12 protein-coding genes are annotated in these 15,655 nt (G+C 65.0%); 3 read left to right on the top strand and 9 right to left on the bottom strand.

What is annotated here, in order from left to right:
• Positions 1 to 3,285, top strand: coding sequence for a maltose alpha-D-glucosyltransferase (treS, locus tag OCGS_RS12975; RefSeq protein ID WP_007427703.1), 3,285 nt, complete (start codon positions 1 to 3; stop codon positions 3,283 to 3,285).
• Positions 3,282 to 5,474, top strand: coding sequence for a 1,4-alpha-glucan branching protein GlgB (gene glgB, locus OCGS_RS12970; protein WP_007427702.1), 2,193 nt, complete (start codon positions 3,282 to 3,284; stop codon positions 5,472 to 5,474). Before treS ends, glgB begins: the two co-directional genes overlap by 4 nt.
• Here glgB and ccoS read toward each other — a convergent pair.
• The 9 genes from ccoS to fnrL all read right to left on the bottom strand — a co-directional run bounded on the left by ccoS (position 5,471) and on the right by fnrL (position 14,180).
• Positions 5,471 to 5,635 (bottom strand): cbb3-type cytochrome oxidase assembly protein CcoS, encoded by a 165-nt coding sequence (gene ccoS, locus OCGS_RS12965; protein ID WP_007427701.1) that lies wholly within the window; start codon positions 5,633 to 5,635, stop codon positions 5,471 to 5,473. The genes glgB and ccoS overlap by 4 nt on opposite strands.
• Complete coding sequence (locus tag OCGS_RS12960; RefSeq protein WP_007427700.1) at positions 5,632 to 7,767, bottom strand: heavy metal translocating P-type ATPase; 2,136 nt, start codon at positions 7,765 to 7,767, stop codon at positions 5,632 to 5,634. Before OCGS_RS12960 ends, ccoS begins: the two co-directional genes overlap by 4 nt.
• Positions 7,764 to 8,216 carry a FixH family protein gene (locus OCGS_RS12955; protein ID WP_007427699.1) on the bottom strand — a complete coding sequence of 151 codons (453 nt, stop codon included), beginning with the start codon at positions 8,214 to 8,216 and terminating at the stop codon, positions 7,764 to 7,766. The genes OCGS_RS12960 and OCGS_RS12955 overlap by 4 nt, the downstream gene beginning before the upstream one ends.
• Positions 8,213 to 9,631, bottom strand: coding sequence for a cytochrome c oxidase accessory protein CcoG (ccoG, locus tag OCGS_RS12950; RefSeq protein ID WP_007427698.1), 1,419 nt, complete (start codon positions 9,629 to 9,631; stop codon positions 8,213 to 8,215). Before ccoG ends, OCGS_RS12955 begins: the two co-directional genes overlap by 4 nt.
• 121 nt (positions 9,632 to 9,752) lie before the next feature.
• A complete protein-coding gene (gene ccoP, locus OCGS_RS12945) occupies positions 9,753 to 10,634 on the bottom strand; it encodes a cytochrome-c oxidase, cbb3-type subunit III (protein WP_007427697.1) in 882 nt (293 codons plus the stop codon).
• Entirely contained in the window at positions 10,627 to 10,821 is a 195-nt protein-coding gene (locus OCGS_RS12940; protein WP_420798915.1) for a cbb3-type cytochrome oxidase subunit 3, read from the bottom strand. Before OCGS_RS12940 ends, ccoP begins: the two co-directional genes overlap by 8 nt.
• Positions 10,822 to 10,872: 51 nt before the next feature.
• On the bottom strand, positions 10,873 to 11,700 hold the full coding sequence (gene ccoO, locus OCGS_RS12935) for a cytochrome-c oxidase, cbb3-type subunit II (RefSeq protein WP_007427695.1): 828 nt from the start codon (positions 11,698 to 11,700) through the stop codon (positions 10,873 to 10,875).
• Between the two features lie 10 nt (positions 11,701 to 11,710).
• Positions 11,711 to 13,312 (bottom strand): cytochrome-c oxidase, cbb3-type subunit I, encoded by a 1,602-nt coding sequence (gene ccoN, locus OCGS_RS12930; protein WP_007427694.1) that lies wholly within the window; start codon positions 13,310 to 13,312, stop codon positions 11,711 to 11,713.
• Positions 13,313 to 13,451: 139 nt separating this feature from the next.
• Complete coding sequence (fnrL, locus tag OCGS_RS12925) at positions 13,452 to 14,180, bottom strand: transcriptional regulator FnrL (RefSeq protein WP_007427693.1); 729 nt, start codon at positions 14,178 to 14,180, stop codon at positions 13,452 to 13,454.
• A 69-nt stretch (positions 14,181 to 14,249) separates the two neighbouring features.
• On the opposite strand from fnrL, the gene hemN reads away from it, so the two are divergent.
• The gene (gene hemN / locus OCGS_RS12920; RefSeq protein ID WP_007427692.1) at positions 14,250 to 15,599 is read left to right on the top strand and encodes an oxygen-independent coproporphyrinogen III oxidase; all 1,350 of its coding nucleotides are present in this window, start codon (positions 14,250 to 14,252) and stop codon (positions 15,597 to 15,599) included.
• Positions 15,600 to 15,655 lie beyond the last annotated feature (56 nt).

Here is a 15,655-nt window from a genome sequence, read left to right as displayed (position 1 = left end):
ATGAACGTATCCGCACAACTCAAGCCCGCCGACACGTCGGTGGAGCCAGCAGACTGGTACAAGGACGCGCTGATCTACCAGCTTCATGTCAAGGCGTTCATGGACAGCAACAACGACGGCATCGGCGACTTCAAGGGCCTGATGCAGCGGCTGGACCACGTGCAGGACCTAGGCGCGACGGCAATATGGATCCTGCCTTTCTATCCCTCGCCCCTGCGCGACGACGGCTATGACATTTCCGAGTACAAGGCGATCAATCCAAGCTACGGCGACATGGACGACTTCCGCGCCTTCGTGGACGAAGCGCACCGGCGGGGTCTGAAAGTCATCACGGAACTGGTCATCAATCACACCAGCGACCAGCACGAATGGTTCCAGCGCGCGCGCCACGCCCCCAAGGGCAGCCCCGAACGGGACTTCTACGTCTGGTCCGACGACGATCAGAAGTGGATGGACAAGACGCGGATCATCTTCACCGACACGGAACCCAGCAACTGGTCCTGGGATCCGGTGGCCGAGCAGTTCTACTGGCACCGCTTTTTCAGCCACCAGCCCGACCTGAACTTCGACAACCCGGCCGTGCTGGAAGCGGTACTGGACGTCATGCATTTCTGGCTGGACATGGGGGTGGACGGGCTGCGTCTGGATGCGATCCCCTATCTGGTCGAGCGTGACGGCACCAACAATGAAAACCTGCCCGAGACGCACGATGTCCTGAAAGCCATTCGCGCCGATCTGGACAAGCATTACGATGGCCGCATGCTGCTGGCCGAGGCGAACCAGTGGCCCGAGGATACGCGTCCCTATTTCGGCGACGACGACGAATGCCATATGGGGTTCCATTTTCCGCTGATGCCGCGGATGTACATGGCCGTGGCGCAGGAAGACCGTCACGCCATCACCGACATCATCCGGCAGACCCCTGCCATTCCCGAAAACTGCCAATGGGCGATCTTCCTGCGCAACCATGATGAGCTGACGCTGGAAATGGTGACGGACCGCGAACGCGATTACCTTTGGGATACCTATGCCAGCGACAAGCGCGCCCGGATCAACATGGGAATCCGGCGCCGCCTTGCGCCGCTGATGCAGAACGACCGCCGCAAGATCGAACTGCTGAACTCGCTGCTTCTGTCGATGCCCGGCACGCCCGTCCTTTACTACGGTGACGAGATCGGCATGGGCGACAATTACTACCTCGGCGACCGGGACGGCGTGCGAACCCCGATGCAATGGTCCGCCGACCGCAATGCCGGTTTCAGCCGGACGGATCCGCAGCGACTTTACCTGCCCACGATCCAGGATCCGGTTTACGGTTTCCAGGCGATCAACGTGGAATCGCAGCAATCCTCGCCGTCCTCGCTTCTGAACTGGATGAAGCGCATGATCGGCGTGCGCCGCCGCCATGACCTGTTCGGGCGCGGCAATATCGAATTGCTCTATCCCGCCAACCGCAAGGTTCTGGCCTATCTGCGTCACCACGAGGGGCATACGGTGCTTTGCGTCGCCAACCTCAGCCGGGCGGCGCAGGCGACGGAGATCGACCTCAGCGACTATTCAGGGCGCGTTCCCGTCGAGTTGACCGGACAATCCCCGTTCCCGCCCATCGGCGATCTGCCCTACCTGATCACGCTGCCGGCCTATGGCTTCTACTGGTTCCTGCTGGCCGCCGAAAGCGAGGCTCCGCAATGGCATACCCCGATCGCACCGATGCTTCCTGAATTCCTGACGCTGACGACCCGCGACGGCCGCCTTTCCACGGCGCTGACGGGACGGGAAGGGGCCGACTTCGTCCGCGGCGTGCTGCCGCGGTTCCTGCCGCTGCAACGGTGGTTCGCGGGCAAGGGCAAGCGGCTCGGCAAGACGGAGTTGCGGCGCCTGGCCGAATTCGACAACGGCAAGCACATGATCTCCGTTGTGGAGGTCGAGGTCGATAACGACATGCAGCGGTATTTCCTGCCGCTTTCCGCTGTCTGGGGCGAAACGGCACTGACGCTCTCGCCCCGTTTGCCTGCGACCTTGGCCAAGCTGCGCCAGACGAACCGGGTCGGTGCCATTCTTGACGGCGCGTCCGACGAGGCGATGGCCGAAGCCCTGCTCGACGCGATGCGCGGCGGCAAGGAGATGGAGACGGACGAGGGCAGGATCGCCTTCACATCCACCTCGCATCTGGCGGAAGTCGAGAAGGCGGGCGAACCGCGGCTGCTGTCGATGGAACAGTCCAACGCATCCATCGCATTCGGCGATGCGGTCATCATGAAGCTCTATCGCCGTCTGCGGCCCGGCATTCAGCCGGATATCGAGATCGCGCGCTTCCTGACCGAGGAAACCGACTTCGCCAATTCGCCCCGCCTGCTGGGCACCATCGACTGGACTGATGCCGACGGCCAGGTGACGACCCTGGCTGCGGCGTCGGAATTCGTCCGCAACCAGGGCGATGCGTGGACCTACGTCACCGACGCGCTCGACCGCGAGATGGAAGCCCACGACCTGCGGGCGCAGGACGACGAGACGCCCATCGTGATGGGCGGTCCGCTGGATTTGGGCGAGGTTCTGGGCCGCAGGACGGCCGAGTTGCATATCGCGCTGGGCAGCGGGTCGAACAGTTTCGCTTCGGAACCGATCACGCGGGATCAGGTGCGCGTCTGGACGGACGAGGTCGAAACCGAACTGGCCGCGACGATGGACAGGCTGCAACGATCGCGCGCCAGCCTGTCCGAAGCGGCGCAGGCACGCGCCGACCGGATCCTGTCCCACCGCGAAGCGGCGGGCAATCTGCTGCGGTCCCTGCGCGACATGGACCCGTCGGGCGCAAGTTGCCGTATCCACGGCGACTATCATCTCGGGCAGGTACTGGTGGCGCAGAACGATATCGTCATCATCGACTTCGAGGGCGAACCGTCCCGCTCGCTCGAGGAGCGGACGGCGAAATCCTCGCCGCTTCGGGACGTTGCCGGCATGCTGCGGTCGTTCGACTACGCACTATGGACGGCGCTTCGCAAACGGCTGGAGGCGGGCGCCGACCCCGACCGCGCGATTGCCATGGTCGATGGCTGGCGCGAAGCGACGCAGGGCGCCTTCCTCGATGCCTACCGCGCCGCCATGAAGGGCAGCGCGCTCTGGCCCGACGACGACAGATTTGCGACGGCGCTGCTGGATCTCTTCCTGCTGCAAAAGGCCGCCTACGAAGTCGATTACGAACTTTCGATGCGTCCGGCTTGGGTCGAGATCCCTCTCGCCGGGCTGGAGGCCATCCTTGTCCCCGACACCGGAGAATTCGAATGACCGAAACGATCGCCCCCGATGCCCCGACGATGGAGGCTATCGTGCGCGGACAGCACGGCGATCCGTTCGCCGTGCTGGGCCCCTCGCAGCGTGACGCCAAGGCCCCCGTCGTCAACGTCTTCGCCCCCGATGCGGGACAGGTCTGGGTGATCGACGGCAAGGGCAAGGTGCTTGGCGAACTGGACCGCGTGCATCCCGAAGGCTTCTTTTCCGGCCGTATCAAGGGCAAGCTGGGCGATTACCGCCTGCGGATGAAGGCCGGTGAGCACGAATGGGAACGCGACGACCCCTATCGTTTCGGGCCGTTCCTGGGCGAGATGGACGAATACCTGCTGGCCGAAGGGCGACACGAGGAGCTTTGGAACAAGCTGGGTGCGCATCCCGTCACGCATGAAGGGATGGAAGGCACGGCGTTCGCCGTCTGGGCCCCGAATGCACGTAGGGTCAGCGTGGTGGGGCACTTCAACGCCTGGGACGGCCGCCGCAACCCCATGCGCCGCCGCGGAGCGTCGGGCGTTTGGGAATTGTTCATTCCGGGCCTGACGCGCGGTGAGATTTACAAGTACGAGATCCTCGGCGCCTATGGCCATATCCAGCCGCTGAAGACCGATCCGCTGTCCTTCAAGTCCGAGGTGTCGCCGGAAACCGCTTCGGTGATCGAAGGGCCGATCCGGTTCGACTGGACCGACGAAGGCTGGGTGCAGCATCGCGATCAGGGCGACGCACGCGAAAAGCCCGTTTCGATCTACGAGATGCATCTTGGAAGCTGGCGGCGGGGCGGGGATGGCGAAATCCTCGACTATGCGACCCAGGCCGACCTGCTGGTCGATTACGTCACCGAGATGGGCTTCACCCACGTCGAATTTCTGCCGGTCTCGGAACATCCGTTCAGCGGCTCCTGGGGCTATCAGCCCATCGGCCTTTTTGCGCCCACCTCGCGCTTCGGCACGCCCGAGCAGTTCGCCGCGCTGGTGAACACGCTGCACGGGGCCGGCATCGGCGTGATCGTCGATTGGGTCCCGGCGCATTTCCCGTCCGACGCGCACGGGCTGGCTCGCTTCGACGGCACCGCGCTTTACGAACACGAGGATCCCCGGCTGGGCTTCCACAAGGACTGGAACACGCTGATCTACAATTTCGGCCGACGCGAGGTGGCGAATTTCCTGCGATCCTCGGCCGTCTACTGGCTGAAGGAATTTCACGTCGATGCGCTGAGGGTCGATGCCGTCGCCTCGATGCTGTATCTCGACTATTCGCGCAACGAGGGCGAGTGGATCCCCAACCGCTATGGCGGGCGCGAAAACCTGGATGCCATCGACTTCCTGCGCGGGACCAACGCGCTGGTGCGCCAGGCGGCACCCGGCGCGCTGACGATTGCCGAAGAAAGCACGGCCTTTCCGGGCGTCAGCCGTCCTGTCGAACAGGACGGTCTGGGCTTCGACTTCAAGTGGAACATGGGCTGGATGCACGACACGCTCAGCTACATGGCCGAAGACCCGATCAACCGGAAATACCACCACGACAAGATGACGTTCGGTCTGCACTACGCGTTCAGCGAGAATTTCGTTTTGCCGCTGAGCCATGACGAGGTCGTGCATGGCAAGGGGTCGATGCTGGGCAAGATGCCCGGCGACCGCTGGCAGAAATTCGCCAACCTGCGGGCCTATTACGGCTGGATGTGGGGCCATCCGGGCAAGAAACTGTTGTTCATGGGCGGCGAGTTCGGACAGGAACGCGAATGGAACCACGACATATCGTTGGACTGGCATCTGCTGGACGATCCCGCGCATGAGGGTCTGCGCAAACTGGTGCGGGATTTGAACGCCCTTTACGCCCGCGAACGCGGTCTGCACGAACGCGATTGTTCGCCCGATGGGTTCCAGTGGATCAACGGCGGCGACGCGGACAACAACGTGTTCAGTTTCGTGCGGCGCGGGGCGGACGGCGCCGATCCGGTGGTCGTGATCTGCAACTTCGCTCCCGTCCTGCGCGAAGGGTTCCGCCTGGGGATGCCTGCCGCCGGCCGGTGGACCGAAGCGCTGAATACCGATGCGTCCGAGTACGGCGGTTCCGGCGCCGGGAACGGCGGTGTCGTCGTGGCCGTGGACGATCCGATGCACGGACAGCCGGCCAGCGCGACGATAACCCTGCCGCCTTTGGGAACCCTGTTCCTCAGACCCGAGGGCTAGTCTTCGGGTTCGGAAGGGGGGTCGTCGTCGTCCAGCAGGATCCGCGCGGCGTCCCCTTCCATATCCTCGTACTGATCGTGCCTTAAGGTCCAAAAGAACCCCGCCAGCCCAAGTCCGCCGAGGATCAGGGAAACCGGGATCAGGATGACAAGGACGTTCATCGCGCCACCCTCATCGCGTTGAGGATTACCACGATGGATGACGACGACATCGCCAGCGCCGCCAGGAGCGGGCTGGCGTGGCCCGACAGGGCGACCGGAATCGCGACAAGATTATAGCAGGCGGCGATGCCGAAGTTTTCGAGGATCCGGCGGCGGGCGCGGCGGGCGATGTCCACGGCCCTGCCGACGGGATCGAGCCCGTCCCCCAACAGCACGATATCCGACGCGGCGCGCGACGCCTCGACGGCGCTTGCGGGCGAGATCGACACATGTGCGGCGGCCAGTGCCGCCGTGTCGTTCAACCCGTCGCCGACCATCAGGACTCGGTGGCCGTTGTCCGACAGCGCGGCAATCCGCGCGACCTTGTCGGCGGGCCGGACACCGGCCAGCACCGTCTCGATCCCCAGTTCGCGGGCAATGCGATGGGCGGCGACGGGAATGTCGCCACTGACCAGCTCGACCCCCATGCCTGCATCGTCCAGTCTGCGGACAAGCTCTCGCGCCCCCGGCCGCAGCGTTTCCGCCAGCGGCACCGGGACGACGCGGTCGCCGATCCGCAGCACCGTCCCCTCGGGGCCGCGTCCCAGCGTTACAGGAACCTCGTCCCAGAACCCCGATACGCCTTCGCCGGCCGTCTCGGTGATGTTCGTCACTTCCGCGGCCGCGACCCCTGCCCTTCGCCCGGCCTCGGCCAACCGGCGCGACACTGGGTGGGTCGAAACCTGCGCCAGCGCCAGCAGAACCTGACATTCGGCCGGGTCGAGTTCCGGCAGGACCGCCTGACCGGGATCGGCGACCGTCAGCGTGCCGGTCTTGTCGAAAACGACGTGGTCGGCTTCGGCCAGCCGTTCCAATGCCGTATCGGACTTCACCAGCAATCCCAACCGAAAGAGCGCGGACGACGCGGCGGTGCCAACCGCGGGAACGGCCAGCCCCAACGCGCAGGGGCAGGTGATGATCAGGACCGCGATCGCGATGTTCAGCGACAGTCGCACGTCGCCGCTTGCCAGATACCATCCCGCGAAGGCCAGCGCCGCCAGGCAATGCACGACCGGCGCATAAAGCCGCGCCGCGCGGTCGGCGAGTGACGCATAGCGATGCCGGTTGCCTTCCGCCACCTCGACCATGGCGGCCATCTGGCGAAGCGTCGTGTCGTTCCCGACGCTGGTTGCACGGATGACCAGCGGCGCATTCATCACGACTTCACCTGCGGTGACGGTATCGCCGGGCGCGACCGTGGCGGGGCGGCTTTCGCCGGTCACAAGCGACCGGTCCATCTGCCCCGTGCCGCTGACGACGATGCCGTCCACCGGCGCGCGCATCCCCACCGGTAGCGCGACCCGGTCGCCGATGGCCAACGCGTCGATGCGGACCTCCTGCCGGCGCCCGTCGATCAGACGCGTGGCCCAGGGCGTTTCCAGCGCGGCAAGCTGCTGCGCCGCCGACCGGGCCGACGACCGGACACGCTGTTCCAGATAGCGGCCGATCAGCAGGAAGAACGTCAGCGATAGCGCCGCGTCGAAATACGCCTCCGTCCCGCCCGAGGCGGTTTCGAACAGCGACATGCCGCAAGCCAGAACGATGGCGAGCGAGATCGGCACATCCATGTTCACCCGCCCCACCCGCAATGCCAGACCGGCGCTGCGCAGGAACGGCAGGGCCGAGAAGGCGACGGCCGGAAGGGCGATTCCGGCGCTTATCCAGTGGAACAGATCCCGCGTCGCCTCGGTCGCGCCAGACCAGACGGCGACCGACAGGATCATCACGTTCATCATCGCAAAGCCGGCCACCGCCAGCCGCATCAGCAGATCGCGCAAAAGTCGGGCATCCGCCGGCGCGCGCAGCAGGTCCGCATCGAGCGGCCGCGCCGCATGCCCCAATTCGCCCAGAGCCGCCAGAATGTCGGGCATCCCGGCCCCCGGCGTGACCGAAACCCGGACCCGCCGCTGGCCCAGATTGACCCGCGCGGCGGTGACGAAGGGCAGCGCCGTCAGGCCGCGCTCGACCGAGGCGACGCAGGCCGCGCAGTGAATGTCGGGCAGCGAGACGACAAGCGCATCCAATCCGGGCGCAGCCGCGTCGCCGCGCGCCGCTGGGGTGGCCACGCAGCCGGGGCAGGCCGCGACGCTCATCCTTTGTGGTGCAGCACGATCCGCTGCCGGAAAGGCGTGCCGTCGGGGGCCGTGGCCGTCAGACGGATGTTCCAGTTGCCGGGGCCGAGCACTACAGGCGCGCGCCAGACCTTGCCGTCGAAGACGAAGACCGGCTCGACATCCTCGGCCACGCTGGTCGCGCGGCCCAGCACCGCATGCAGCTCGTCAGGCTGGACCGGCCCGGCCGCGTCGCGGATGTCCAGCACCACATCGCCGCGGTCCACATGCGCCTCGACCTGCCAGCCCAGCGCGGTCTGCGCGTCCCGGTCGCGGTCGAAGTGCTGGCTGGCCACATACGAGTTCGCGACTTCCAACCCCGGAAAGGTCCGAACCGCCTGCGTGGCCAGCACGAGGTTTACCGCAATGATGACGCCGAACCCGCCAGCGAACATCGCGAAGACATGGCGCCCGGTCAGCGTGCGTGTCATTCCGCATCCTTTCCGTTGAAAACGTTGTCATTATAGGCACGTTCGCCCGACAGCAGATCCTCGACCCAGAAGCGCACGTCGGTCGTATCGGCTTCGGCGGCCGGATTGTCGGGACGGGCGGTAACATAGACGCGCTGCAACGTGGTGCTGTCCGGGTCCACCAGCACGCGGTTCTCGTCCTGCCCCTCCAGCTCGATGCTCAACCGGTCCGGAGAGGTGACGGAGATCTGGAACACGCGCGCATCCCCGTGCTTATTGCGCAACCGGATGTCATAGGTGTTGCGGACCGATCCATCGGCCAGCGTCACATAGGTCGGATTGCGGACCGGCGCGACCGTCAGATCAATATCGGGCCGGATGAACAGGGCGAAGATCAGCCCCGCGCCGATTGCCGCCCATAGCGAGGTGTAGACCACGGTTCGGGGTCGCAGGACATGGCGCCAGGCCGGACGCGGCTTGACGCCCGCCGTCTCGGCCGGCTCGTCCGACAGCGCGAGATAGTCGATCAGGCCGCGCGGCCGGCCGATCTTGGCCATCACGTCGTCGCAGGCGTCGATGCACAGCGCGCAGGTGATGCATTCCATCTGCTGGCCGTCGCGTATGTCGATGCCCGTGGGGCAGACGTTGACGCAGGCCATGCAGTCGATGCAGTCGCCTTCGGGCGTGTCGCGCAGCTTGCCGCGCGGTTCGCCGCGCCAATGACGATAGCCGACGGTCAACGTGCCTTCGTCCATCATCGCGCCCTGAATGCGCGGCCACGGACACATGTAGATGCAGACCTGTTCCCGCATCAGTCCGCCGAACACGAAGGTCGTCGCGGTTAGGATGGCGACGGTGATATAGGCGACGGGGTTTGCCTGAAGCGTGACCAGATCGGCCAGCAAGGTCGGCGCATCGGCAAAATAGAAGACCCAAGCCCCGCCGGTCGCCACCCCGATCAGCAGCCAGACGGCCCATTTGGTGATCCTCAGCCGCCATTTGCGGGCCGTCCAAGGCGCGTTCCACAGCCGCACACGCGCGTTCCGGTCGCCTTCGATCCAGCGTTCGACAAGGATGAACAGATCGGTCCAGACGGTCTGCGGGCAGGTATAGCCGCACCAGACGCGGCCCAGCGCCGCCGTGAACAGAAACAGACCCAGCCCCGCCATGATCAGCAGCCCCGCGACGAAATAGAATTCGTGCGGCCAGATCTCGATCCAGAAGAAATAGAAGCGCCGGTTCGCCAGGTCGATCAGCACGGCCTGATCCGGCAGGAACGGGCCCCGGTCCCAGCGGATCCACGGGGTGATGTAATAGACGCCGAGCGTCAGGATCAGCACCCACCATTTGAGCGTCCGATAGAACCCCTTCACCCGGCGCGGGAAGATCGGTTCGCGCTTGGCATAGAGGGGGGCTGGCTTGGACGTGTCGGACAATGGACGCACCTCGATCGGCGTGTATCTATGGCGCGTCTAGCCTGTCAGCGCCACGGGGCGCCTTGACGCAGATCAAGGGCCGCCCTGCGGCAGCCCTCGAAACACACCGCTCGCGGGGACGTTACTCGCCGCCGCCAAGCTGGTGGACATAGGCCGAGACCGCGTTGATTTCGGCATCCGTCAGGCGCGGCGTCCAGGGCGGCATGACGCCATAGCGCGAATAACGGATCGTGTCGGTGATCGACTCGGTATCGCCGCCGTAAAGCCAGATCGCATCCGTCAGGTTCGGTGCGCCCAGTTCCCGGTTGCCGGTTCCGTCCTCCATGTGACAGGCAGAACAGTTGTCGAGGAAAAGCTCGGACCCGACCGCGGCCAGGGCGGCATCGTGATCCTGCCCGCTGATGGCACGGACATGCTGCACCAGTGCCGCGATTTCCTCGTCCGCCAGGATTTCGCCGAAAACGGGCATTTCGGAATAGCGCGCGTCGGGATCCTGTTCGTTCCGGATGCCGTGCCGGACGGTATAGACGATGTCGTCGATCGTGCCGCCCCAGATCCAGTCGTCGTCCAGCAGGTTCGGATATCCCTTGCCGCCGGCAGCGCCCGATCCGTGGCATTGCGAGCAGTTGGTGCGGAAGACCGCCGCGCCTCCGGCAACCGCGAAGCGTTGCAGGTCGGGCTCGGACGGCAGGGCGGCCAGTTCGATGGTCGCCAGCCGTTCCGTCAGGGCGGCATTGGCCGTCTCGACCGCCTCGATGTCGCGGGCGACTTCTGTCCGGGTCGCATAGCCCAGCAGTCCTGTCGTGGCGCCGCTGACCAACGGCCAGGCCGGAAAGAAGATGGTATAGAGGATGCCCCAAACCGTCGTCGCATAGAAGGTCCACAGCCACCAGCGAGGCAGCGGATTATTCAGCTCCTTGATGCCGTCCCAGGTGTGGCCGGTCGTCTCGATTCCCGTCTCGTCGTCGATTTCGCGACCGTGAGGGTCGTGCTTGTCAGACATTCTCATGCCCTTTCGGATTGTCGGTCCGGGGATTGCTGTCGCGATCGGGTCTATCGTCGCGGTCGCGGCCGGCGGGTTGTTCGTTGCGGAAAGGAATTTGGCTGGCATCGTCGTGCATGGGCCGGCTGCCGGGCCGGAAGGCCCAGAGAATCACGCCCAGGAAAAACAGCGTCAGCACCAGCAGCACCCAACTGTCCGCGAATTGGCGCAAGAGGGTATAAAGCTCCATCCCCTTCCCCTAGCGGCTCTCGTCGGGGACGAAGGTCGAGAAGTCGACCAGCGTCCCCAGCATCTGCAGATAGGCGATCAGCGCGTCCATTTCGGAAATGCCGGGCTGGCTGTCGAAATTCTGGACGTTCACATCCTCGCCGTACCGTTCCAGCAGACCGTCATAGTCGCTGTCCGGGTCCGCCTGCGCGCGGAAGTCGGCGGCGGCCATCTCGACCATCTGATCGGTATAGGGCACCCCGACGAACCTATGGGTGGCAACCAGCGACTGCACCTGACTGCCGTCGATGAGTTCCTGTTCGAGGAAGGCGTACTTCGGCATGATGGATTCGGGGACGACCGATTGCGGATCCCGCAGGTGATCGACATGCCAGTCGTTCGAATACCGGCCGCCGACCCGTGCCAGATCCGGCCCCGTGCGCTTGGAGCCCCATTGGAAGGGGTGATCGTACATCGATTCGGCCGCCAAGCTGTAGGGGCCGTAACGCTCGACCTCGTCCCGCATCGGCCGCACCATCTGGCTGTGGCACAGATAGCATCCCTCGCGGACGTAGATTTCACGCCCCGTCAGCTCCAGCGGGGTATAGGGGCGCATGCCCTCGACCTCCTCGATGGTGTTCTCGAGGTAGAATAGCGGAACGATCTCGACGATGCCGCCGATGGCCACGACCAGGAACGAGAAGACCAGCAGCAGCGTCGCGTTGCGTTCGATGATCTTGTGGCGCTCGAGGATCGCCGTCTCGGGCGGCAGCTCGTTGGGGATCTCGTCGGGCAGATCCTTCAGTTGGCTGACCTTCGGATCGTCCTCGGCCTTCGGAATGTCGGGGTTCTTTGCCATACTTCGCTTCCTATTCCGCAGCCGCCAGGGCGGCCTTCGTGCGCGGGGCACGAATGGTCATCCACATGTTCCAGACCATGATCAGCCCCCCGGCAAGGTAGAAGACGCCGCCCAGCGCGCGCACCACATACATCGGGAACTTGGCCGCGACGGTGTCCGCAAAGCTGTTCACCAGGAACCCCTGCGCGTCGACTTCGCGCCACATCAGCCCTTCCATGATCCCCGACACCCACATCGACGCCGCGTAGAGAACGATACCGATCGTCGCCAGCCAGAAGTGCAGGTTGATGGCCGAGATCGAATACATCTCGCGGCGGCCCCAGAGTTTGGGCGTCAGGAAGTAAAGCGCGCCGAAGGTGATCAGGCCGTTCCAGCCCAGCGCCCCCGAATGGACGTGTCCGATGGTCCAGTCCGTATAATGCGACAGCGAGTTGACCGCCCGGATCGACATCATCGGCCCTTCGAAGGTGGACATGCCGTAGAAGGCAAGGCTGGCCACGAACATGCGGATAATGGGATCGGTGCGCAGCTTGTCCCACGCGCCCTGCAACGTCATCAGGCCGTTGATCATGCCGCCCCAGCTGGGCATCCACAGGATGACCGAGAACACCATGCCCAGCGTCGCGGCCCAGTCTGGAAGCGCGGTATAGTGCAGGTGGTGCGGACCCGCCCAGATATACAGGAAGATCAGCGCCCAGAAGTGGATGATCGACAGCTTGTAGCTGTAGACCGGGCGACCGGCCTGCTTGGGAACGAAGTAGTACATCATGCCCAGAAAGCCCGCCGTCAGGAAGAAGCCGACGGCGTTATGGCCATACCACCATTGCACCATCGCGTCCTGCACGCCGGCGAAGACCTGCACCGACTTGCTGCCCCAGATGCTGACAGGAACGGCCAGGTTGTTGACGATGTGCAGCATGGCGATCGTTACGATGAACGCCAGGTAGAACCAGTTGGCGACGTAGATGTGCCGCTCCTTGCGGGTCATCAGGGTGCCCATGAACACGGCAAGGTAGGCGACCCAGACGATGGTAAGCCAGATGTCGATATACCATTCCGGCTCGGCGTATTCCTTGGATTGCGTCGCGCCCAGCAGATAGCCCGTCGCGGCCAGAACGATGAACAGGTTGTAGCCCCAGAAGACGAACCAGCCCAGATTGCCGCCCCAAAGCCGCGTCCCGCAGGTCCGCTGGACCACCCAGAAGGACGTGGCGATCAGGCCGTTGCCGCCGAACGCGAAGATCACCGCGCTGGTATGCAGCGGGCGCAGGCGTCCGAAATTGGTATAGGGCTGCGCGAAGTCCCAGTTGAGTTCGGGAAAGGCAAGCTGGAAGGCGATGAACGTGCCGGCCAGGAACCCGACCACGCCCCAGACCGCGGTGGCGATGACGCCTGCCCGGATCGGCCCGTCGAGATAGGGTTCGGCCTGGACGCGGGCATCGGCATAGACGGGTTCGTCCACCCGCCGCAGGGTCCAGATGAACAGACCCGCGGCGACCAGCATGATCAGCACGGCATGGAATTGATAGGCGAGGTCGAGGCCCCAGTTCGCGGCAATGGCCGCAAACAGGGTGACGAGACCCAGGGCCGTGAGAATAAGCACGTTGCTCATGGACAGATCCGTTTTTCCGCAGGTTCAGGCGCCGACCCGGAACCGGGACGGATGCGCAGCGTTCATATCGCGGAAATGTCAGGCGCCGACCAGCGGCGCCTTGATCCATGTCAATACGGCCGAATTAAACGTCGGCCGGTCAGGCCAGCACATCGCCGTCGTCGTCGTCCCCGCTGGCCCCCAGCAGCGCATCGAGGTCGGGAACCAGCATATGGCGTGCGCCCTGAGTGCGAATGGCGCCCGTCTTGCGAAGGACGGCGACCTGCCGGCTGACCGTCTCCAGCGTCAGGCCCAGATAGTTCGCCATCGCCTCGCGCGTCAGGGGCAGGTCGAATTGCAGCCCGTCGGGGGTCTGCTGGCCCAATCGCCGCGCGAAGATGACAAGCAGGCTGGCCACCTTTTCCTGCGCCGTCTTGCGGCCCAGCAGCAGCATCCATTCGCGGGCCGCATCGAGCTCGTCCAGCGTCATTTCCAGCAGGCGGCCGCGCACATGGGCGTTCGTCTCGGTCAGGCGCGCGAACCTTTCGCGGTCGAAATGGCACAGCAGCACATTGCTGACGGCGGTAACGTCGAACCGCGCCTCGGTCCTCGACGGATCCCCGAGGAAGTCCGATTGCAGCAGCAGCCCAACCATCTGCGTGCGCCCGTCCGCCATGCTGCGGGTCAACGATGCGCATCCGCTGACGACCGAGGCCACGAATGGCATGGCATCGCCCGCCCAGACGATCGTGCTGCCCGCGGGGTAGGTGCGGTAGAACTTGATCTCCTCCAATGCCACAAGCTCGTCGTCCGAACACCGCGAACAGACGGCGCGGGTGCGAATCGGGCAATCCTGACATTGACGTGTGGCGAGCGGAGCAAGTTCCATGCACCCCATATCGGCGGGAACTTGATACGGATCAAGGCGCGGCCGGCGGAAAGGTCCTTATGTCGCCCGATGACAAAGCTCGATCTTCTGCGCCGTCACGGCCTATTCACCGCGCGGGTGCCGCGTTACACCAGCTATCCGACCGCGCCGAACTTCGGCACGGGCGTCAGGGACAACACGTTCCGCGAATGGGTCGAGGCGATCGCGCCGGGCAGCGCCATCTCGCTTTACATCCATATTCCCTTCTGCCGCAGGCTGTGCTGGTTCTGCGCCTGTCGGACGCAAGGCACGCAAACGGACGCACCTTTGCGCGGCTATCTCGATACGCTGAGGGCCGAGCTGGACCTGCTGGCCCGGCACCTTCCCGCCGATATCCGCCTGTCGCGGCTTCACTGGGGCGGCGGCACGCCGACCATTCTGCCCGCGCCGATGATCACCGAACTGGCGGATGCGATCCATGCGATCCTGCCCGCCGCGGAGACGCACGAATTTTCGGTCGAGATCGACCCGACCGTTCTGGACGACGACCGTCTGGATGCCGTGGCGGCCGCGGGGCTGACGCGCGCCAGCCTCGGCGTGCAGGATTTCGCCCCCGAGGTGCAGGCGGCCATCGGCCGCGACCAGAGCTTCGAGGCGACGCGCTTCGCCGTCGATGGATTGCGCGCACGGGGGGTGAAGAACCTCAACCTCGACATCCTTTACGGCCTGCCCTTCCAGACCGACGAAAGCCTGTCGCGCACCGTCGCGCAGGTGCTCGATCTTGGGCCGGACCGGCTGGCGCTTTACGGGTATGCGCATGTTCCCTGGGCCGCCAAGCGCCAGATTCTCATCCCTGAACACGCCTTGCCCGACGGCGAGGCCCGGCTGCGTCTGTTCGAACTTGCCCGCGACCGGTTCGAGGGTGCCGGGTTCGAGACGATCGGCATGGACCATTTCGCGCGCGCCGATGACGGCCTGCTGGCGGCGCACCGCGCCGGTACGCTGCGGCGCAATTTCCAGGGGTATACCGACGATGACGCTTCCGTGCTCGTCGGGCTTGGCGCTTCGGCCATCTCGCGGTTTCCGCAGGGTTATGCACAGAACCAGGTTTCGACCGGCACCTATGCCAAGGCCATAGGCGAGGATCGGTTCGCCACGTGCAAGGGGCATGTCCTGACCGCCGACGACCGCCTGAACGCGGAGTTGATCGACGACCTGATGTGCCGGTTCGAGATCGACATCGACGGCGTTGCCGAAAGGGCCGGAACGTCGCCCGATCACGTCAGGCAGCGCGTGGCCGAACTCGATCCCGATCTTGCCGAACTGCTTGATCCGGGTCCGCGCGGGCCGGTCCTGCGGCACCGCGAACTGGTGCGTCTCGTCGCGGTCGGGTTCGACGCCTATGCGACGGGGGCCGCGCGTCACTCGCTGGCGGTCTAGCGCGCTTGTCCCCCCTCGTCGCCCGGTCTAAGGATCGCGGACGACGACCGGGGACG

It is taken from the genome of Oceaniovalibus guishaninsula JLT2003 (assembly GCF_000299575.1).
Classification (GTDB): domain Bacteria; phylum Pseudomonadota; class Alphaproteobacteria; order Rhodobacterales; family Rhodobacteraceae; genus Palleronia; species Palleronia guishaninsula.
The sequence above is the reverse complement of the archived record's forward strand: the minus strand, read 5'-3'. Positions and strand labels throughout refer to the sequence as shown.